Origin of the sequence: Cellulophaga baltica 18 (genome assembly GCF_000468615.2) — a bacterium.
Lineage (GTDB): Bacteria > Bacteroidota > Bacteroidia > Flavobacteriales > Flavobacteriaceae > Cellulophaga > Cellulophaga baltica.
Map to the genome: position 1 here is coordinate 4241866 of NZ_CP009976.1, position 22357 is coordinate 4264222.

General features: G+C 33.8%; 22 protein-coding genes and 1 pseudogene. 22 read left to right on the forward strand and 1 reads right to left on the reverse strand.

What is annotated here, in order from left to right:
• Positions 1-9 precede the first annotated feature (9 nt).
• Positions 10-951 (reverse strand): 3-keto-disaccharide hydrolase, encoded by a 942-nt coding sequence (locus M666_RS18310; protein ID WP_029445713.1) that lies wholly within the window; start codon positions 949-951, stop codon positions 10-12.
• Between the two features lie 149 nt (positions 952-1100).
• On the opposite strand from M666_RS18310, the gene M666_RS18315 reads away from it, so the two are divergent.
• The 22 genes and pseudogenes from M666_RS18315 (at position 1101) to M666_RS18415 (ending at position 22323) form a co-directional block, all read left to right on the forward strand.
• Entirely contained in the window at positions 1101-2747 is a 1647-nt protein-coding gene (locus M666_RS18315; RefSeq protein ID WP_029445712.1) for a M1 family metallopeptidase, read from the forward strand.
• Positions 2748-2809: 62 nt separating this feature from the next.
• Positions 2810-3730 (forward strand): hypothetical protein, encoded by a 921-nt coding sequence (locus tag M666_RS18320; protein WP_029445711.1) that lies wholly within the window; start codon positions 2810-2812, stop codon positions 3728-3730.
• 174 nt (positions 3731-3904) lie between these two features.
• Entirely contained in the window at positions 3905-4570 is a 666-nt protein-coding gene (locus M666_RS18325) for a hypothetical protein (protein ID WP_029445710.1), read from the forward strand.
• 181 nt (positions 4571-4751) lie between these two features.
• Complete coding sequence (locus tag M666_RS18330; RefSeq protein ID WP_029445709.1) at positions 4752-5555, forward strand: BatD family protein; 804 nt, start codon at positions 4752-4754, stop codon at positions 5553-5555.
• Positions 5556-5650: 95 nt separating this feature from the next.
• Complete coding sequence (locus M666_RS18335; RefSeq protein WP_024479795.1) at positions 5651-6121, forward strand: hypothetical protein; 471 nt, start codon at positions 5651-5653, stop codon at positions 6119-6121.
• A 39-nt stretch (positions 6122-6160) separates the two neighbouring features.
• Complete coding sequence (locus tag M666_RS18340; RefSeq protein WP_029445708.1) at positions 6161-7240, forward strand: hypothetical protein; 1080 nt, start codon at positions 6161-6163, stop codon at positions 7238-7240.
• Between the two features lie 75 nt (positions 7241-7315).
• Entirely contained in the window at positions 7316-7807 is a 492-nt protein-coding gene (locus M666_RS18345; protein WP_029445707.1) for a nuclear transport factor 2 family protein, read from the forward strand.
• 537 nt (positions 7808-8344) lie between these two features.
• Positions 8345-8665, forward strand: a complete 321-nt coding sequence (locus M666_RS18350) for an EF-hand domain-containing protein (RefSeq protein WP_029445706.1) — start codon at positions 8345-8347, stop codon at positions 8663-8665.
• 48 nt (positions 8666-8713) lie between these two features.
• Complete coding sequence (locus M666_RS18355; RefSeq protein ID WP_029445705.1) at positions 8714-9853, forward strand: epoxide hydrolase family protein; 1140 nt, start codon at positions 8714-8716, stop codon at positions 9851-9853.
• An 86-nt stretch (positions 9854-9939) separates the two neighbouring features.
• A complete protein-coding gene (locus M666_RS18360) occupies positions 9940-10599 on the forward strand; it encodes a hypothetical protein (RefSeq protein WP_029445704.1) in 660 nt (219 codons plus the stop codon).
• 119 nt (positions 10600-10718) lie between these two features.
• Positions 10719-11858, forward strand: coding sequence for a helix-turn-helix domain-containing protein (locus M666_RS18365; RefSeq protein ID WP_029445703.1), 1140 nt, complete (start codon positions 10719-10721; stop codon positions 11856-11858).
• Between the two features lie 82 nt (positions 11859-11940).
• Positions 11941-12717, forward strand: a complete 777-nt coding sequence (locus M666_RS18370; RefSeq protein WP_029445702.1) for a hypothetical protein — start codon at positions 11941-11943, stop codon at positions 12715-12717.
• A gap of 1 nt (position 12718) precedes the next feature.
• Positions 12719-13753 (forward strand): S41 family peptidase, encoded by a 1035-nt coding sequence (locus M666_RS18375; protein WP_029445701.1) that lies wholly within the window; start codon positions 12719-12721, stop codon positions 13751-13753.
• 171 nt (positions 13754-13924) lie between these two features.
• Entirely contained in the window at positions 13925-14941 is a 1017-nt protein-coding gene (locus M666_RS18380) for an LLM class flavin-dependent oxidoreductase (protein ID WP_029445700.1), read from the forward strand.
• Positions 14942-15510: 569 nt separating this feature from the next.
• Complete coding sequence (locus tag M666_RS18385; RefSeq protein WP_029445699.1) at positions 15511-15834, forward strand: hypothetical protein; 324 nt, start codon at positions 15511-15513, stop codon at positions 15832-15834.
• 356 nt (positions 15835-16190) lie between these two features.
• Entirely contained in the window at positions 16191-16988 is a 798-nt protein-coding gene (locus M666_RS18390; RefSeq protein ID WP_029445698.1) for a lipid II flippase Amj family protein, read from the forward strand.
• Between the two features lie 221 nt (positions 16989-17209).
• Positions 17210-18127: an SH3 domain-containing protein gene (locus M666_RS18395; RefSeq protein ID WP_039326034.1), complete on the forward strand. Its 918-nt coding sequence runs from the start codon at positions 17210-17212 to the stop codon at positions 18125-18127.
• 226 nt (positions 18128-18353) lie between these two features.
• Positions 18354-18962, forward strand: a complete 609-nt coding sequence (locus tag M666_RS18400) for a hypothetical protein (protein WP_029445696.1) — start codon at positions 18354-18356, stop codon at positions 18960-18962.
• A gap of 213 nt (positions 18963-19175) precedes the next feature.
• Positions 19176-19568 (forward strand): hypothetical protein, encoded by a 393-nt coding sequence (locus tag M666_RS20710; RefSeq protein ID WP_226989929.1) that lies wholly within the window; start codon positions 19176-19178, stop codon positions 19566-19568.
• 60 nt (positions 19569-19628) lie between these two features.
• A pseudogene (locus tag M666_RS18405) lies at positions 19629-20381 on the forward strand (ADP-ribosylglycohydrolase family protein); the annotation flags it as partial.
• A gap of 356 nt (positions 20382-20737) precedes the next feature.
• Entirely contained in the window at positions 20738-21835 is a 1098-nt protein-coding gene (locus M666_RS18410) for a carboxypeptidase regulatory-like domain-containing protein (protein ID WP_029445695.1), read from the forward strand.
• Between the two features lie 95 nt (positions 21836-21930).
• Entirely contained in the window at positions 21931-22323 is a 393-nt protein-coding gene (locus M666_RS18415) for a hypothetical protein (RefSeq protein WP_029445694.1), read from the forward strand.
• Positions 22324-22357 lie beyond the last annotated feature (34 nt).

The following is a 22357-nucleotide window of genomic DNA, read 5'->3' on the forward strand; positions in this document are numbered from 1 at the left end:
TTTAAAACACTAGTTAAGCTCCGGTGTAATTACAATACTTCTAAATTCTACAGGACCATGATCTCCTTGAATTAATAAAGGTCCTGCTTCAGCTTCATTACTATCTAAAGCGCCTCCGGTAATTCCTGGTATAATTTGATCGGTAATAATGGCCTTACCATTAGCCACAATACTTACTCGATTTCCATTTAAGGTAATATCATAAGATTGCCATTCGCCTGCTGGTTTTGCCATCATTTCATTAGGCGTCAAAAATCCGTAAATACCTCCAAATAAAATATTAGAAGGTTCTAAGCCTCTATTATCTTCAATCTGTACCTCATGACGACCTCGCAAGTAAATACCACTATTACTTCCTTCTGGATATTTAAATTCTACATGTAATTTAAAATTTAAAAACTTTTCGTCAGATACCAAATTAGCTCCTGATTTTGGACTTGTTAGTATCCCGTTTTTTACAATCCATTGGTTATCGCCCATAGCACTCCACCCTTTTAAATCGGTTTCATTGAAAAGTGCTTTTGGAGCTCCCCAAACAATATTTTCCTTATATGGTGCTACTTTGGCAGGCGTTGCTGTCCATTTGTATTTTTTTCCATCAGTATATACCATCGTTCCAGAAAGTGTTGTTCCTTGCAGTGCTCCTTCAAATTTCAGGTCTTTATCTCCCGGTTCCCATTGGCGTGGAATGGTAAAATTAAATCCATTATTTTTCACTTGTACCTCTGCAATAGGTCTTGCACTACCAAAGGCGTATACAAAACGCCCAACCAAAGTAGATCTGCCCGATTTGGTAATTTCTAACCAAGAAGGTAATTCTTTACCTTCTTGTTGTATGACCATATCCCATCGGCCTATAAACGGACTTTTATCTTGTGCAATTGCTGTACTTGAAACGGATGTAAAAAGGAAGAGAAAACCTAATGCCAATGTTGTAGCGTAAAATTTCATTTTTAAGTGATGTTTGAGTGAATGGTAAAGATACTTATTCGGCAATTAACTTCTAAATATTCTGATCGAACTTCATTCTTGTAGGGCAAAGCCGACAAATTTTAAAAATTAGTTTAACTTTAGCCGCATAATTATAGCACGGTAGCCGCATGAAACATTTTTTAACCCTATTTTTTTTCCTTTTTATTTATATTTCTAGCCATAGTCAAGGCTTATTACAAGCCAAAGATTATTTTTCCGAACAAGATACCTTGAGAGGGAGCATCACCCCGGAACGCGCCTGGTGGGATTTAAATTTCTACGATTTGAAGATTTCAGTGCAACCAGATAAAAAATTCATTTCAGGCAGTAATACTATTACCTATACTGTTTTAACTCCTCAACAAATCTTACAAATAGATTTACAACCCCCGTTGCAAATAGAAAAAGTTACTCAAGATGGAGAAGAATTAGACGTAAGATCAAACATAAACGCGCATTTCATCACCCTAAAAAAAGAACAAAAAAAAGGCGCTAAAAATAAGATTACCGTGTTCTATTCAGGAACCCCTAGAGCCGCTAAAAATGCCCCTTGGGATGGCGGTTTTTCTTGGAAAAAAGATAGTAATGGAAAAGATTTTGTAGCTACTTCTTGCCAAGGTTTAGGCGCAAGCGTTTGGTGGCCTAATAAAGACCATATGTATGATGAAGTAGACAGCATGGCCATTAGTGTTACCGTACCTAAGGGATTAATGGATGTTTCTAACGGGCGACTAAAAGCGGTCATCGAAAATGAAACAACTACCACTTATGAATGGGAAGTGCTAAACCCTATCAATAATTACGGAGTAAATGTAAATGTGGGCGACTATGTGCATTTTGGAGAACAATACCCTGGAGAGAAGGGTGTTTTGGATATGGACTATTATGTTTTGAAAGATAATTTAGAGAAAGCAAAAGCGCATTTTAAAGATGCACCAAAAATGATGAAAGCTTTTGAACATTGGTTTGGACCGTACCCGTTCTATGAAGATAGTTTTAAACTTGTAGAAGTGCCGTATTTAGGAATGGAACACCAGAGTTCTGTTACCTATGGCAACCAATACAACAAAGGATATTTAGGCCGTGATCTTTCTGGGTCTGGTTGGGGATTAAAGTTTGACTATATCATTATCCACGAAGCCGGTCATGAATGGTTCGCCAATAATATTACGTACAAGGATATTGCAGATATGTGGATCCATGAAAGCTTTACCACCTACTCCGAAAACTTATTTGTGGATTACTACTATGGCAAAGAGGCAGCACAAGATTATGTTATTGGTACTCGAAAATTAATCCAGAACGATCGGCCTATTATTGGTGCTTATCATGTAAATAATGAAGGAAGCAGTGATATGTACTTTAAAGGTGCCAATGTACTACACACCTTACGACATGTACTCAATGATGATGAAAAATGGAGAAGTATTTTAAGAGGTCTGAATAAAGAATTCTACCATGCAACGGTTACCACCGCTCAAATAGAAAATTATATCTCTAAAGCCGCTAAAATAGATTTGAGTGTCTTTTTTGAGCAATACTTAAGAACTGTAGAAGTGCCTGTATTGGAATACCATTATGATGGTAAAAAGCTAAAGTATAGATATACACATATTGTAGCTGGTTTTGCCATACCTGTAAGCGTTTCTACTGCAGGAAAAGAACTTTGGATTACTCCTACCGCCGAATGGAAAACAAGCAAATTAAAAGGTGATACTTCTAGCTTTAAAATTAACCGTAATTTTTACATCAACCATAAAGCAGTAGTTCAATAAACGGTTTTCTTTATGTTCTAACTCCGTTATTAAACTAACTCATTACTTTTTTAAACCAAACAATGAAACACTATTCTTTAATTCTTACCGCTCTTTTTCTACTAATTTCATGTAACAAGGTTAATCTATCAGAGGAGGTTTTACAAACCATTGAGGTAGCAGAAGGAGAAATAGAAGTCGCCACAGAACCAAAAGAGGCAGGAACAATAACGTTAGTAGAAATAACCTCCAATATAAATTCATCAACAGCAAATAATTCTTTTGATTTTACTGATGAAAATAATTTATTTCTCAACAATAGCAACGCGGAATTATCATCTTGGAAAATTACAGCTACCAATTCTTTGCAAATCGATATTTCCCCAGAAGGAAAAAAAATTACGAAATTAAAATTTACGAGTACTGAAAAAGAGACCCAAGCTACAAATATAACGGAGACCGTTGTTGAATATGATGGCAGTACTATTCATCATATAGCATCTACCTATGAAGGAGAAGTGTATCAAAAGTATGATTTAGTGTATACTGACCAAACCATACTTTTCAAAGATGTACTTGGAACACGGGATAGAACTATCGTTGTGAATAGTGACGGTACTATTTCAAAATTTTCCCAGGAGGGCATTTCTATACAATTTGAGTATGTTAATGACAACCTTACAAAAAAAATTCTGAATGAAACTTCCATTTTTGAGTATGCTTATGATGATAAACGCAATCCTCTAAAAACTTTAGAATCATTAAATTTAGCTACGATTTTAAACTATTTAAATGTTATCGGAGGATGGGAATTTTTGATTACGGATGACCATAATCTTTGGAAGAACACAAATAACCTCACAAAATTTACTGTCGAAAATTATACCCTTGGCAATTTAGAAGATCAAACTTTTTCCTATGAATATGATGCGGAAGACTTTCCCATCCAAAAAATGAATACCGCTAATTCTATCCTTACGAAGTATAGCTATAGTCTTGATTAACTTTAATTAGAGCTTAAAAATGGTTATGGTGGCTTTATGAGCGACTTTGATTGAGATATAAACAGTCATTAATATATAGTTATAACTGTAATTTTGTTCTCTTTAACCACTAAAACATCCTCAAAATAAAGCGGATATGATCTTATGCCTCATTAAACGAATAAAAAATATCACATGAAAAAAATTCTAGGAATTGCCCTCTTGTATACTGTAGGAATGTATCATGTTCATGCACAACCTACCAATACCGCTAATTTTGTTCCTGAAAGCTATGTGTTATCGGAGACGTATTATGGTGACGTAAATAAAGACGGAGAAGAGGATTGTATTCTTATCATTAAAGGAACGGATGAAAAAAATGTAGTCATCAATAGATTTGATCAAGAAGTAGACCGTAATAGAAGAGGAATAATTGTACTCCTTAAAAATAACGGCAGTTATGAAGTAGCAGATAAAAACTATGATTGCTTTTATTCTGAAAATGAAGATGGTGGAGTTTATTATGCCCCAGAGCTTTGGATCGAAGTAGAAAGATCTAATCTTATAATCCATTTTGCGCATGGTAGATACGGCTATTGGAGGTACATTTTTAGATTTCAAGAGTCGGAATTTAAACTTATTGGGTATGATGCTAGCAGTAATCATGGCCCGATTATAGATCGAGAAACTAGTATTAATTTTTTGACCAAAAAGAAACTAACAAGAGTAAATACCAATCAAGATTCTGAAGGGGGTGATGAAATTTTTGAAGAGACTTGGGTGAAATTTGAACAAGATCGGTTATTTAAGCTCTCTGAAATTGAACACTTTGAGGACTTTGATATGGGTTTGGAATACTAAAAGCATTTATATAGAGTTTAATTCTTAGTACTATTTTTTTCTATAGACAAATACTTAAACCTAATTTCTATAATATCCTTTCTTAATTCAGTTTTCTTATCCTAATTGTATACTTCTAATACATAACACATAATGGATTACAGAACCGCTTAATTCAGAAAAAAAAATTTAAAGAATATAAATGAAATTCCTCAATTTTATACTGCTACTAGCTATACTCTGTTCTACAACCATAGGCGCACAAGTAAAATTTACAGCTAAAGTAGCTAAAAAAATTATAGGTCTAGATCAACATTTACGGGTTGATTTTTCTATGGATCAAGATGAGAATATCAGTTCATTTACACCTCCTGAATTTGAAAATTTTAAAGTAGTTGGAGGCCCCATACGGGCTATGAATACGACAATAGTAAATGGAGTGGAGACTTTAGAAACGGTCTATAGTTATATTATTACTCCGAAAGCTTTAGGTACTTTTTCCATTGGGGCTGCCCAAATTACCATTAAGGAAAAAACGTATCAGACAGTGCCCATTACAATAACAGTTAGTAAAGCGGTTAATAGTACGAGTATACCTACTGCCCCACATGAAAATATTTATATGTTGGCTACGGTATCAGAAGAAAGAATTGGAGTGCAAGATTCTCTTATCGTCTCCCATAAAGTGTATGTTTCACCCGATGTTGGAATTATAGATTGGAAATTAGCCACCAAACCTTCATATACCAATTGTACTTCGGATCGTATTGAAATTGAAAAGTTAGCGGTTAAAAATATCACCTATAAAAATAGAGAATTCAGGGCCACCACCTGGCAACAAGACGTATTAAAGCCAAAAAAGAAAGGGTTTATACATATTGCACCCGTTCAAATGGAAATTGAGTTCAAATATCTTAGCGGGACCTATGATATTTTTGGAAAACCTATTTATGACACGAAGACCATACAAGTAACATCAAAAGAAGTACGTGTCCCTGTATTATGATTACTTAAAGATACTTACCATTTATCGAAAATTTACCCTATATTCATTCTGTAAGAAAAACCTTAATTTTTTCTTATGTATCTAATCTACTAAACATGACCAAAAAAAACACTTTCAAGAATTCTATTCTTTTTACTTTCGCAGGAACACTTTTACTATGCACTTCCTGTAATACATCTAATAAAGACAAAGAAATAACACCACCTGTAGATGTAGATCCTATTGAAGGAGTTTGGGAATTAAGTCATTTCTATCATCTTGCCAATGGCGATACACTTATTACAGACACCTCAAAAGTACAGCACAAAATTTATCTTGATGGTCATGTTATTTGGAATACGAGCCCAGCTGAAGATGCCTCTGAATGGCATGGGTATGGAACTTACACGTTTAAAAATGACACCATCACAGAAGTATTGACCTCTATGTCGTATTCTATGAAAAGTGATATTAACACCTATATCATCCCTATAGAACGTACTAAAAACTCATACAAACAAGTAAATACCTATAGTCATAACGATACCGTTTTTCATAATATTGAAATCTATAAGCGAATAAATTAAGAACGGACTCTTAGCTTCTAACCAAAGTAATCTATCACCATGAAAAACTTTTACCTCCTACTGGTATTGTGTTTGCTATCATCCAGTATGTATTCTCAGCATTTAGGCACCGTAGAATTTACTAGAATTTCAGAACAACTGGTTCAACAGTACCTTGAAAGTAATTATTTAGATGATGAAAGTTTGGTGCAAAAAGGTAATTGCGTCTATGATAATACCAACAGTTATGCATTATCCTGTATTTCTAGTTCTTGGGACCTTGAATGGATCTCTGATTTTAATGGAGATGGAATTAACGACCTCATCATCCAAATTACCGATGAAGGTTTAGGTGGTGGCGGTAATGCCTTTGGATATAGCTTTGAAATAGTAACTCTTGATAACGAGAAAAACATAAAAGAAAGCTATTCCCTCTTCGGGGGTGGTAAAATGTCTTATGCTCTTTTAAGCATAGACCGTGTTGCCAATGGAAGAATCTATGCTACCTATGAGCAGAACCCTCATGGTTATGGTTTTCAAGAGGTAACTTATGACAACCAAAAACAGCTACCACTAGAATTCTACTTAGAAGGCCAAAATATATTAGAAAAAAACTATACAAAATGTCCCATAGCAGAAATGAACAAGGATGTTTTCAAAAATGATTTAGATCTGGAGGTAAAAAGAAGAAGTTCCATGGACGATTCTTTTAATATAGAGCAAACAGAACAACTGTATTTGAAAGACAACACACACTATAATGCAAGTATAACGGGCTGTGAAGACATCAATCTCTATTTTTCACATACCATTCCTTTTCAAAGTGCTCTTGAGAGCAATACCTCAGCCATTAAAAATGAATGGTTAAAACATATTCGCTTTTTAAAAGAACACACGCGGTACAAATCGGTCTTTACCGAATTACTCACCGAAGTTATTCTACTAAGCCCCGAGAATATAATTATTGGAGAATATGGCGGAGCAGACCATCAATTTGAGCTTTCTAATGATTGGAAATGCTTTTTATTTGTTTCAGGTAATGATGAACAAGGTAGTTTTATTACTGTAAGATTAGTCAAATCGGCCAACCCAGAACCCTTAGAGTTTTGGGAAGCCTTAGAAAAAAAGAGTGCACTATAAGCCTATGAATAGCATCTAATTAAGGACTACTGTAACAACTATACTTTTAATTCGTCTTTAAAAAAAAGACCAATTATGAGCGCATCCAAATTTTTCTTGAGCATGGCACTACCCCTACTCATACTTTTGTCTTGCAAAGCCACCAAAATAGAAGGCAACTCCGATACTATTCCTAAATATTCTCCCGTAGACGCCACATTGCATAAAACTATTGCAGCATTAGATGCTAACTTTTTTGATGCCTATAACCACTGTGATTTAGAAAAACAAGCCTCTATATATTCGGACAATATTGAGTTTTACCATGATAAAGGGGGCTTAATGACCTCCAAGGAGAAAATTATTGAAGGAACGGAAAAGAATATTTGCAATAAGATCACCAGAACGCTCGTAAAAGGTAGTTTAGAAGTATATCCTATAAAAGATTATGGCGCGGTTGAAATAGGATACCATACCTTTTTTAATAAGCAGGAGCCCAATGCGGTTGCTGTACCCAGTAAATTTATAATCATGTGGCAACATACCAACAGTACATGGAAAATAACTAAAGTCATTAGTTTACACTAATTCATCAATACAAAATTAAAGGGGCATGGACACTTTACTTTCGGGTTACTCTAACACCCCATTGGGAACTTAATTGATTTTTTAGCGCTATCTTTAATAGTACATTCGTTCGGGGTATGAGAGGCTAGTAATATAAACATAAGTATGAAAAATAGATGGATAAGTTGGTTGTTATTCACATTAGCCATCACCGGTATTATTTTTTCAAGTACACTACTTCTAAAGGGGAACAGAGCTTGTTCTGGAGACGGCTGTCTTATTAAATTGCTACTCCTTCCCGGAGTTTTTGTATTGATCCCTTCGGTGTTAATCGCGCTGTATATATTGGTACAATCTTTTCGAAAAAAATAATAATTTATAAACGAATCACTAAAATGAGCAGATTAAAAAAATATAGTATTCGGACTTATTATCCTATCCTTTTTTGGTTGTAAAAATCAAGATAACAAATTAAAAGACGGACCTAGAAGTCCTGGGCCCCACGGTCCTTTAAGTGCTTCAGATTTTAATAGAGATGGTACGGTTACAAAAGCCGAAATGGAGGAATTTATCACCATGGGTCCGGAGCGAAAGTTTGGATTGATTGCATATTTTGAATTGTATGATGCGGATGAGAATGATTTTTTAAATGCTGAAGAATTGGCGCAAGTAACCCCTTCTTTTGATTTTGATGGTACTGATACCAATGGAGATGGGACGGTATCTAAAAACGAAGTAGAAGATTATGTCAGTGATAGACTCTACCGCCAAATGGGATTGGATGATTTTTTTAACTTAGTAGATACCAACCATGACGGGGAAGTGTCTCCTGCGGAGATAGAAGCAGCACATAAAAACGGTCAATTACCAAAAGAATAAAACTAGCACGCCATAAAGAAGTATGTGTATGACATTAAAAACTTAAGAATGATTACACCATTTGAAATTAATTTTCCCCAATCTGAGCTTGACGATTTAAACGATCGAATAAAAAAAACAAGGTGGCCAGATGTACTCCATAATTCGGGTTGGAAATATGGTACCGACTTATCCTATCTTAAAGAATTAACGGATTACTGGCTTTTAGAGTTTAATTGGCGAACTATAGAAAAACAGATTAACACTTTTCCTAATTTCATTGCAGAAATTGATGGAAATAAAATTCACTTTATTCATATAAAAAGTAGCAAAAAAAATGCTATCCCACTACTGATCACACATGGATGGCCTGGATCATTTTTAGAAATGCTCAAAATAATACCTTATTTAACTGCAGCAGAGAACTTGACTTTTGATGTTGTGATACCCTCTATCATAGGTTTTGGTTTTTCTAGTAAACCTACTACAAACGGAAGTGATTATAGCTTTAACGCCACCTTATGGCATCAATTAATGATAAGCTTAGGCTATCAAAAATACGGTGTACAAGGTGGAGATATTGGCGCAGGCATCAGCATAAAAATAGCACAACAGTTTCCTGAACATTGTATCGGGCTACACTTGAATTATATATCAGATTCCTATGAACCTTGTTTAAATGAAGCTGAAAGAAAAGAACAAGAATTTATTAACTACAAGAAATTGTTAGAAGAATGGGAACAAAAAGAAGGTGCTTATGCCCTTATCCACAGTACAAAGCCACTGTCTTTAGCCTATGGATTAAACGACTCTCCTGTAGGGCTATGCGCTTGGATTATTGAAAAATTTAATGCGTGGGGAGATCATGGAGGTGCCATAGAAAATTGCTTTTCCAAACAAGAATTACTTGCTAATGTTACCTTGTATTGGCTTACACAAACCATACACTCATCAACAAGAATGTACTATGAAAATAGTCAAAATTCCTTAAAATTTGGAGTGGATGATTTTGTAAAAATACCCCTAGGCTTTGCTAAATTCCCCAAAGAAATTCCGACTCCTCCTAGAAAATATATCGCAAAAGGGTTTAACCTTATCCAATACAGCATATTACCAAAAGGCGGCCATTTTGCTGCGTTAGAACAACCAGAACTATTAGCTGAAGATATTATTAGCTTCTTTACAAAAATAGATGATACCTACTTATGAAAATAGTTAAAAACAGACGTCACATAACATACTTACTCCTATACCTTAGCGTTCAAACTATAGCATCTAGCTCTTAAAAACAACTCATGAAAAAATATACGGCCCATTTACTAATTCCACTCCTTGTGGTTTTTTCCTATTGCAATGCCCAATCCCCAAAAAAAGAAAAAGTAAAAATGAATAAAGAAGTTAGAACACTGGTGAATTTAGGGAAAGATGCTATCATCCAACAGGCATTAACAGCATTAGATAAAAATGCTAGTTTAACTAATTTTTCTACAACTAGCGTACAAACCAATGGTAAAGAAGTGTATGTGGTCTTTTCTAACCCTATACTCTACTTGCCCCTAAATTCAATTTTTGAATATACAATGGGTGTTCATCTTATGACGGGCGCGCAATTTTCTAATACCATTGCAAATCCTGAAGATTTTAAACCTACCACCGCTATTCCTATATACCAAGAAACAGCAACGGCTACGGAACATATCGCTTTTGTTGTGGAAGCCATCCCTAATTTAAATGTTTCTGACCTTAAGGATTTTGAAGGTTCTCTCATTATCCGTGAGAAAGAAGATTATTATGCTGTTCGTTTGGTTTCTGAAATGCAAGAGTCTTGGTATAAGATAAAAAAAGACACGGGAACTATGTATGATGAAGGTCATGCGCATCTTGAGCCTCAACCTTTTTCTGAAGAAGATCCAGAAACTTTTAAAGAGATAGCATTTAACACGAAAAACGAATAAAACTATGGAGCTTCATTTTCAGGCATCGTGATGAGGTAACACTGAAAAATTGAAGATCGTTCATCTCATACACAAACACATCACACTAAAAGAAGTATAAAAAAATTTACCACATCGGAATGAATTTAAATGTGCTAGAAATTCTAGTTTTTGTAAGCTTAATTCAAGGTCTGCTTTTCGCCGTAGTTCTTTTAACTCAGAAAACCTTCCGCGTTAAAGCAAATAAATATCTAGCGTACAGTACTTTTTTGTTATCCTATATTGGCGTGATAGAACTTTTGGTCGCTAAAGATTTTGATGAGAAATACTATTTCATTGATTATTTTGGAGATGATATCCCATGGCTTTTTCTCTTTTATATTCCCATGCTGATTTACTTTTTAAAATCTACAAAAAACAGCTATGCGAAGAGCAAAAAATTATGGATTCTTACCGTACCGTTTTTTTTCTTCTGGCTCTTATATACAATTATTGATATTCAATTAGATTTTCAGCTTCTAGAATGGGACTTGATTACCAACTATTACCGACTGGTATATGAAACCGAATTTTATACGTCTATTCTATTCAATACAACATTGATCACTATTTCCTTTTTTATTATTAAGAGAAGTGCCATTAGTCCTGATGAAAAAAAATGGCTAAAAAATATATGGGCATTTAATGCTGGCCTATTGTTCATTTGGGTGATTAATACTTTTATTCCCGATGACCTATACCCTATTGCACATAGTGACATTACCTACCCTGTGTGGTTGGGAGTTTCGTTTTATGTGTATTGGCTCATATTCAGGGGACTACTACAATTAAAACTCTCTCAAGATAAATCAGAAATACATGAATTACGCAAACCTCCAGAACTAGAACCTCAGGACGTTAGCGTTACCGAGAATTCTAAACCTTCTTTTGAACCTCAAAACAACTATTTTCAAGAATTTACGGCACTAATGACGGTCCAGAAATTGTATAGAAATCCGGAATTAAGTAGGGACCTGATTGCCGATAAATTAAACGTAAGTCCTGGCTATCTTTCACAATTAATAAGTGCTTCTGTTCATTCCAATTTCAGTTCTTTAATTAACGATTATCGCATTAGCGATGCCAAACAAATGCTACTAGATTCAGACTTTGATAAGTATAGCATTGTTGCCATTGGTTTAGAGGCTGGCTTTAAATCTAAATCTACATTTTACACTGCCTTTAAAAAGCATACAGGATATACTCCCAATCAATTTAAAGCGCTAAAGAATGAGTCCTAATTAATCATAATCTAACTTTTTGGGACTCGTAATGTCTTGGTTGATCGTACTATTGAGCTATCAATCAAAATCTTAAGAACTCATGAAGACAGCGCTTACCTTATTTTTTTTACTCTTCTTTAGACACCCTAGTGTGTTAGCACAAGCCCAAGAATCTTTTCCTACCCATTATATTGGCATAGGTATAGGCTATAGTTTTGACCATATCAGCGATCAGAATTTTTCGCCTTTACACCAGAAAGGTCAAGGACTATTTTATACTTTATTTTATGAACAACGAAAGGAAAATATTTTAAAAATAGCCCTTACCTACGGAAATAATTCTTTAAAATCTGGCGCTAATGATGACTTCGCTAGCGATCACTATTTTGTCGATGTAGGAATCTCCTACTTAAAAAATCTAGCCGCTTCAGATGCTGTAACAAAATTTTATTTAGGTGGTGCCTATGGTTTAAGAATAACCTATTTAGATTGGAAAGACCAAGATGCATTTAGCTATATCGCCACTAATGGATTATCGCTTTCTGGAGCAGTAGAAACCAAAATAAACGACAAGCAACGAATAGGAACTACGGTAGGTATTCCTGTAGTACAATTTTTGAGTAGACCGCCATACAATGGCATCGACGAGTTTATCATAGCACACCAAGACAATCCTGCTGCTATTATTTTTAATGGAAAATTAGCTTCATTTGAAAGCTACAAAGCCATTACCTGGAACATCAATTATAGTCGGGAAATTTTAGCACATTTTAATTGGAATGTAAACTATGACTTCCGTCTTCAAAAGGTAGACCAAGAACAAGAATACAAAAGCATTTCTAACCGCATTTCTACAAGTGTACTTTATAAATTTTAATATGAAAAAGATCATTCTAATAGGTACTCTAGTACTACTCGTTTCTTGTGCCAAAACTTTTATATCCAAGGAAGAGCCACTGACCAATAGCGCTACTTTTGAACTTTTCTGGACCGATTTTGACCAACATTATAGCTTATTTGATGTCCGAAGTATAGATTGGGATGCCCTCTACAGCAGCTACCAACCCCGAATACATGAAGAACTCTCGGAAGCCGACTTATGGAACCTTCTCGCTAGCCTCATTGAAAATTTAGACGATAGCCATACCGTTTTATATGATGGTAATGGGCACAGCTACCGTTCTGGCTATGCTTTAAACGAGCAATCTATAGCTGAAATTAGTGAAGAATTGATACGCACCTCCTATGTAGAAGGGCTAAAAGAAGTTAGCTCTGAAGATCAGTTAGCGTATGGGAAGATAATAGGCAAAAATATAGGGTACATTTACTTAGGCTCCATGGATGGACAAAACCCCGCTAGTATCCATACCATTATAGAGGAATTTTCAAATGTGGAGGCTATTCTACTCGATGTACGGCAAAATACAGGAGGAGATGATCGCTATGCCGCAGCAATTGCAAAAGCTTTTTCAGATGGGAAGCATCTAATTTATACGGTAGCAACCCGTAATGGCCCTAACCATGATGATTTTGATGCAAAAAAGAACTATTACACTGCGTATGATGCGAGCCAAACATTTTCTAAACCGGTTGTCATACTTACGGATAGGAAGACCATCAGTGCCGGAGAAATCTTTTTGCTGCATATGAAATCTTTTGAGCATGTAACTCAAATTGGTGATACTACAGCAGGCGATTTTTCTACCATAAGCAATATGCGTTTTTTACCCAACGGATGGCATTATAGGTATTCTATACAGAAAGTTTTACTCCCTAATGGCGAAAGCTTAGACGGTATTGGGCATATCCCAGACGTGTACGTAAAAAACACAGTAGAAGATATTGCAGCTAAAGAAGATAAGGTATTAGATACCGCACTAGAATACTTGTTAGACACCTATGGTATAGATTAATTTTTAAACAAAAAACGATGGTTCTAAACAAGCTATGCAGCTAAGGTTATATTTAAGTACGCAGGTGTAATTTTTGGTGTTTTGTTACGACTAATTTTTATGAAATTATAAGTAGATTCCAATGTAAAGAATCTATTACTTTGTATCATTTTTTCAAAAAAAATTAAGCATATGTCAACAAAAAATATAGCCTATTCTGTTTTAGATCTAGCCATAGTATCTAAGGGCAACACATTAAACGAAACTTTTAAAAACACATTAACCTTAGCCCAAAAAGCGGAAGAAGCGGGCTACACTCGTTTCTGGCTCGCAGAGCATCATAATTCTGATCATATTGGGAGTGCAGCTACCGCTGTGCTTATTGGTTATGTAGCAGAAGGCACTAAAACAATTAAAGTTGGTTCTGGGGGTATTATGCTCCCTAACCATTCTCCGCTTATTATTGCAGAGCAGTTTGGTACATTGGGCACCTTGTACCCTAATCGGATCGATTTAGGCTTAGGAAGAGCACCAGGAACAGATCAAGAAACGGCACAAGCCATACGTTCAGACCATCGGCAAGCTGCATTTACATTTCCTGAAGAGGTAGGCGAAATTCAAAAGTATTTTGCGGAAGAAAATAGAAATGCCCGCGTACGTGCCACCGTTGCAGAAGGTGTTCCTGTGCCTTTATACATTTTGGGCTCTAGTACAGACAGCGCACATTTGTCTGCTAAAAAAGGTTTACCCTATGCCTTTGCAAGCCATTTTGCTACCGCTAAGTTGTTTGATGCCTTAAAAATTTATCACGAAGAATTTACCCCTTCGCCTTATTTAGCAAAACCCTACACCATGGCTGGAGTTAATGTTATTGTAGCAGAAACGGATGAGGAAGCGGAAACCATAGCCACATCCTTATACAAAATTATCATTGGGCTTCTGACGGGGAAGAGAGATTTTATGCAACCCCCTACTCCTATGACGCCAGAATTAAAAGAAATGGCAAAACACCCTGCAGTAGACCAGATGCTTAAATATTCTTTTATAGGAAGCAAAGCAACGGTAAAAAAACAAGTGGCACAATTCATAGCGGCCACTAAAGTTGATGAGCTTATAGCGGTGACTAATATTTACAGTGCAGAAGACCGTATAAAATCATATCAATTATTTGCAGAAATCATGCAAGAGCTCAATGAGGAAAGCGCCTAAGCTATAAAACATAGCTATTAGGAGTTCCTCTCTAGGGTAAGGTATTCTAAAGTGTTGGTTGTAGCGTTTGTAATATTAAACGAATTACAAGCAACACTTTTTTTATGCAATAAACATTTCAACAATAAAACAAGCAATACTTTAATTGGCTACCATTGGGCTTACTCCCCCTTATAGCCTTCGTTCTGAATGACCCAAAATAAATTAGCTATAGAAAAAAATTCAACTTCTTTGTCTAAATGCTGAATTAATAAAGAAAATAATAGTTATTTTTAGGAGCAACTTTTGCTCCTCGACGTTAATTTATCTAAGAGGTATTACGTTAGAAATTTACACGGCGCTTAATACTTGGTTAAAGAAAAAGAACAGCAAGGAGGTGGCAAATTTTTAGACGTATCTTCTGATAACGATAGCAATATAAATAGGCGATGGCTTAATGACCGTTCGCAGAAATTGTAATTCCGCCATATGCAGAGGTCCTTAGAAAAACTGATTCCGTTTATTTTTATGGAAGAAAAATTACCATCCGCTATAGTACAGAAACCAGTAGGACTAACTTAAACTTTGATATGACCAAAGAATTTAAAGAGACCGTAGAAAACATAAAAAACTCTGCTATTTATGAAAATAAACAGCATTGGGAAGAAAGAGGATTAAATCAATCTGATGCCGAAGTAGTTCATATATTACGGATTTCTACCAATGATTTTCTTGATAAACTCTGCACAATTGTAAACGCTAACACCCCCAAAGAATCTAAGCTTACTGCTATCCAGAATATCGTTGATAAGCTCCCTTGGGACGATTTAGATACGGAGGAAAAAGAATTTTTAAGCGAGGTTATAGCTCCGGCCATTGAAGCTGCGGGTTTTGACCCTTGGAGTATTATCTAAAAAGAATAAAATAGTTATAGTTGACATTTATAAGCTCCAATTTAACACCATCCCTAGGCTTCTTATATGAACAGTACTTCAAAAAGCAAAAAAAGTCAGAAAGCTCTAAAACTTTAGGCTTGCTCTAATATTCTACTCCGTATTATATTTTAGCTTCTAAGGACGATAGACGTAAGCAGTTGAGCACTCATATAGCTACTAGCACTCTTAAAAAAATAGTAAATCCACTTAATTCCTAGAAAAATATAAAAGATATAATGAACATATGTTCAATATATCTTAAATTGGCAGTATAATGAACATATGTTCATTATACAATTGTTGTGCTTCATGTCAAAAAATATGAGAAAGAATAAATGACAATACAAATAATAATAGTACTACTTCTAACATTTGTTATACACTTGATTAGTACTTTATCTTATTCGGTTAGGATTGTAGGAACTAGAACTCGGAAAATCGCAGTTTCATTTGCACTATTTAATATTATGGTTCTGATTTCAAGAACTTCAAATTCCTTTCAGGCTCCGTTACTTGCAAAATGGGTTGAAAATAATATTAATCTAAACATTGACCCAGGAACTTATGAAATAAGGTTGATTTTACTTGCCACTACTATAGCCACTATCGTTGGAGCTTTATTAATACCAACATTTCAAAGAATATTATCTAAAGCTGTTATGAATTTCAGTATTCATAAATCAATACCTAAGTTAATCTTACATAGTTTCACGAAAACAGGAGTTAATCAATTGCGGAATGAAATTAGTATCCCTGACAAAGGAAATTTCACTTTAAACTCCAAAACCAAATTTCCATTAAAAATATTCATATTTAACATTATCGCGGTAGCAATATTATCAGTAGGTGTATTATCCTCACTATATGCAGGGTTTATTACACCCGAATTAAGAACTACAGCAAGCTCTATGTCTGCTATCGTAAATGGATTTGCCACAATACTTATGTTTGTGATTATTGACCCTTATCTCTCGATTTTAACTGATGAAGTTGTTGAAGGTAAATTTTCGGAAAGTGAATTTAGGCGTACTATACGATTTATGGTACTTGCTAGATTGATAGGTACCGTTCTTGCTCAGTTTTTACTAGTTCCTTTTGCCCATTTTATTGCGTTTGCCGCCAAAGTAATATAAAACACGAAAGCACAACAAAACCTATAAACAATACGGGCTTCGGGCTAAATCGAAAGGTTTGTGTATTTTTATGAAGTCCGCAAAATCTTTGGGATTTTGCTTTGACAAGGAAAAGAAAAAACAAAACCAAAAGATTTCGCTATGTGCGTGGCGGAAAGCAAACGCTAGTTTGCTCCCGTACTGTTCATAGCTAAACCGTTAGCTGTAAGCAAGAAATGAAAATGAAAAATTTAGCATATTTTATTGTCTTAGTTATTTTTTTTAACTGTAGAAACAATGACAAAAGTAATTCTAATCTCAAAACAATAATTGAGAAAGAGAATATTGAAAATGCAGGAAAATATAATTCTAAAAATATTGTTGAAAAATTTGTATCAGCTAAATCAGGATTGAATTATAGAAAAAAACCAAAAGGTGAAATTATTGGCAAACTAAGTTATGGACAAAAAATACAAATAGTAGAATATTGTAATATTTTTCAAAAAATAAAGGATAATGATAAAACAATATCTGGTGAATGGTTAGGTGTTACAATAGATAACGATACAGTGATAAAATATGTATTCGGAGGTTTTTTATCAGAAAAAATTGAGCTAACAGATTTTTATAAATTTACTCCAAAAAAAATATCAGATATTAATATCAACAACTTTAGGGCTGAATACTTATACTATACACAAGGAAATTATGTCGCTGTCGGTCATTTTACAAATGAAAAAATAACAGAATTCACTAAAGATTATGGACAAAGATTACTTTTTTTGGATGATAAAAAAAACATTAATTTCAAATCAAAAGGAGTTGGGGATTTATATTTATATAAACCTTATTTTTATAAAAATAACCAAAACGAAGATATCATTGTTGTATGTTTAAAATCTTATGAATATTTTTTTGGAGGAGAAGTTTTCTTGATTAAAGATAAAAAAATAAAGTATTTAGGGAATTTAGATATTGAACCCAATGATATGGAAAAAAGTCTAATTGACATACTAACAATAAAAGAAATTGACAACAAGAAAACATTTTTATTTAATTCTGACTCATTGCTATTAAAACCAGGTAGTGAAGATATTTTAATACTAAACAACAATGTTAAATATGAATATTTTAATGGAAAATTTGAATTAAAAAAATAGCCTACAGCTAACAATGGCTATAGTTAATACGGGTTTACGTGCTTAACCCTAAGTTTTGAGCTTTAAACCAAGTCCGCCAAATCTTTTGATTTGGCTTTATGAACAAAAAAGATAAAACAAAATAAAAAGTTTTGGCTAAGTGCTTAATCGAAAGGTAAGTTTCTTTTAACCTCGTAATAACCATAGCCTAAACGTTAGCCTTAATTAGACGAAAATTTTATTTAAAATGGAAAAACTATTCCAAGTTGAAAGCAAAAGAATTAAAACAATATTTATTGACGAATCAACATTTTATTTAGCTGAAAAAAGGGTCTTGGACAAAAGTAAATTTATAAAGATGTATGAATACTCTGAAATGTATGACATAGTTTTAAAATTTACTTTTACGGAAATCAAACAAATTAAAGTAGAAAATCAAAAAGTTAATTTTAAAGGAAATCAAAAATCTGACGGATTTGACATATCAATAAAAGACATTACATTCGACTCGGAAATGAATTTGAAAGATTTTTTATCAATTATAGATAAAATTCAGATACTCAACAAAAAACAAGTGACTGAGAACAAATTTAAAAGCGCCTATAAGAGTCCAGGGGTTATTATATTAATATTTGGCTTAACCCTATCTTATCTAAGTTCTCAGAATGATCTTGATTTCGATTCTTCGAGTGGAAAAAGAAAAATAGCTGGCAAATTACTCAGCTTAATTTTCGAATCCCTTGGGCCAACTTTATCGTTGTTTATTGGAATATTTATTTCCTTGCTTGGAGCTTACTCATTATGGCAGAAATTCCAAAGACCTACTGAATTATTAATTTACGATAAGAAAAACTAAGGCTAACAAATCCTAAACGTAATGCGGATTTTAAGCTAAAACCGAAAGGTCTGTGTATATTTATAATGTCAATAAACCTTATGGATTTAGCTTTGGAACAAAAAAAGAAAAAGCAAAACAATAAGCTTTAGCTTCGTGCGCATACGGAAACGAAAATGTTTCCTTGCCCCCGCACTACGCTTAGCCAAACCGTTAGCACCAAGCAGAAAAAAAATGGAAATAGCAACTAAAGACAAATGGAAAACTATTCCAATGGATAATCCAAAAAGACTGGATGTATCTATATTTTTAAATTTTGAGCAATTAAATAAACTAAAATTAGGGTTAGTTCCAAACCAAATGGAAGATAAATGGTTTGTTTATTTCAATAATGATAATATCTATTTTAACCGTTCTTGGACAGGTTACGAAATTTTCAAAGCAAAACTGAATCTTAATGAAAATGGTTGTGAAATAAACGAATTTAGGGTTGAACAAAATCTTGAAAAGTACAAAGAAGCAGATGATGAAAGAAATATTTACAATTTCAAAAATCATATTGAATATCTCTCAAACAGAGAAATAAATAACCCTGTAAAGAACGGACTTTGGGGTTTAGTTATTTGAGATGCACTTGGCGTTCCTGTAGAATTCAAAAGCAGAGATTATCTAAAACAAAATCCATTAACCGATATGATTGGGTTTGGAACTTACAATCAACCAGAAGGGACTTGGTCTGATGATAGTTCTTTGGCATTTTGCCTTGCAGATGAATTAACAAAAGAACTAAACCTTCAAGAAATCGGGAATAGCTTTGTTAGGTGGTTTTATGAAAATCATTGGACACCTCACGGAAAAGTATTCGATATTGGAATTTCAACAAGAGAAGCAATAATTAGGTTAAAAAAAGGAGAAAAAGCTGAATTAGCGGGAAATTGGGAAGAAAACTCAAATGGGAATGGCTCATTAATGAGAATTCTACCGTTACTGTTTGAAGTTCAGAAAATTAAAGGCCGAATAGAAAAATATGATTTAATTAAAAAGGTTTCAAGTATTACCCACGGACATATTAGGTCTTGCTTAGCTTGTTTTTATTACCTTGAAATTGCCTCTTTTCTTAGTTCTGAGATTAAATATCCAATGACAGACGCTTACAAAGTTGCAAACCATTCTCTACTAAAACTAACAGAGGAACTGGATATAAATCCTAAAGAAATAAAGTTATTTGATAGAATAACGGGAGGTAATTTAGCAAAATTGAAAGAAAATTCTATTCAATCTTCGGGTTATGTAATTCATACACTTGAGGCTTCAATTTGGTGTTTATTGACAACAAAATCATATAAAGAAGCTGTTTTAAAAGCAATAAACTTAGGAGAAGACACAGATACAACTGGAGCTGTAGTTGGTGGATTAGCTGGACTTTTTTTATGGCATTAACTCAATACCTAAAGAATGGATTGAAAAAATTGTAAGAAAAAAAGATATTGAGGAATTAACTAATAAATTAAGTGACAAGTACAAAATAGCCAGGTGCTAACAATGTATAAAAAACATAGGGCATTTGTGCTAAACCGAAAGTTCTGTGCTTATTTATGGAGTCCGCTAAATATAAAATTTGGCGTTTAAAGTAAAAAAGATAAAAGCAAAATATTTATATTTAGCTAAGTAATAAACCGAAACGATAGTGCTTATCACCTGCCCTACGTTTCTTATACTTAACGTTATAAGTAATTTCTATTAATTCAAGAGTAACAATTTAGAGTATCTAGACACTAATCTATACAAGAACCAAAATGAAAATCAGAATGAAAAACAAATTTTTAAACATCTTTTTTTTACTTACTATTTTATGCGCTTGTGATAAAGACTCTGATGAGATTAGTGATGTAATAACGATTGAAGGTAAAGTACAAACAAATTCTTCGGTAATACCGAATGCAACAGTAATTATCGATTCTAAAATCAACTGGTCAACAAAGACAGATGAAAATGGTTATTTTAAAATAGAAGATGTAACTAAAGGTGAACATCAATTAATGATTTCAAAAAATTTCGATGAAGGCAGTTTTATTGAGAAATCATATGAAATAAATTCTGCTGTCGATATTGTATTGAATATATTAACCCTCCCTAACCCTGTATCTCTTAATGAACCTGAAATCAATTTAAATTCAATTAAGCTTAATTGGAACTCTTCTCAAGCAGATGATTTTAGAGAATATAAAGTTTACAGAAAGACTGACAGTGGATTAGACGAGACGACAGGAGAATTAGTACATGTATCTACGGTACGAAATGACACTGTTTTTGTAGATAACGATCTTTTGTTTGATCAAGAATATTTTTACAGAGTTTACGTAATGAATGATGTAGGAAGATTAGGCGGGAGTAATTTAATCAAAACTTCTACTCAAGAAGGTGAGCTTATTACTTTTGGAAATTTTGAAGATCATTCAATATTAGATCTGATAGAGCACAGCAATGGAAACGGTACTATAACTCTTGACGAAGCGATTATGTATAGTGGAACGAAATCTTTGTACTATAATAATAACACAGGTTCACAAATATCTGCTTGGGTAAATAAAAAAATATATTTAAAACCAAACACTTCGTATAAGTTTTCCTGCTGGTATAAAGGAAAAGGATCAGGAGGAGATAGTGGTTACTGGCATTTTAGATTAGAGTTAACAAAAGAAGGTTCTGGTGTAACACTTAATGACCTACGAGTTCCTGACGATAACATCGGTTCTGACGGCTATCGAGAAGATGATTGGACGTTTATCACTACTACAGTGTATAATGGTGAAAATACCGATCCGTATTTCTTATACATAAGAACCGAATTAGAAGACTTATGGCTTGATGATTTGGAGTTAGTTGAATTATAAAAGCTAGAAAAATAACTTATAACACAAAAGTAAAAAGCATTAAAACGACTTTTTACTTGAACCGTTACCAGCAATTGAAAAAATGAAACTAAAGTATGAGTGAATTAAAAGTAAAGACGAATAATTTCTTGTTTGAATACAGGAAAACACGAAGGTCTAAACTTTCTACTCAACCTGAATGGAAAATAGACTCGTTGATAAGTGACTCAAAAAAATATGAAGTTCAAAAATTGACGGTTTCTGAAAAAATAGAATTAATTATTAAAGAAGATGACAACCCTTTTATAGAATTAACAAATAAGCTATTCTCCAATATTGAGAAAGGACAAACCTCCGCAGTAAACAACTTAATTTCTAATATGACGAATGGAAAATTCTTGGATTCACTAGGAATACCTAATCAATCGGAAAAAAACGAAACTTTAACACTTATTGAGAGGTTTACAGATGAATTGTGGGAAATTAAAAAAGCTGGTAACAAAGCCTAAACGTAATGCGGACTTTTGGGCTAAAACGAAAGGT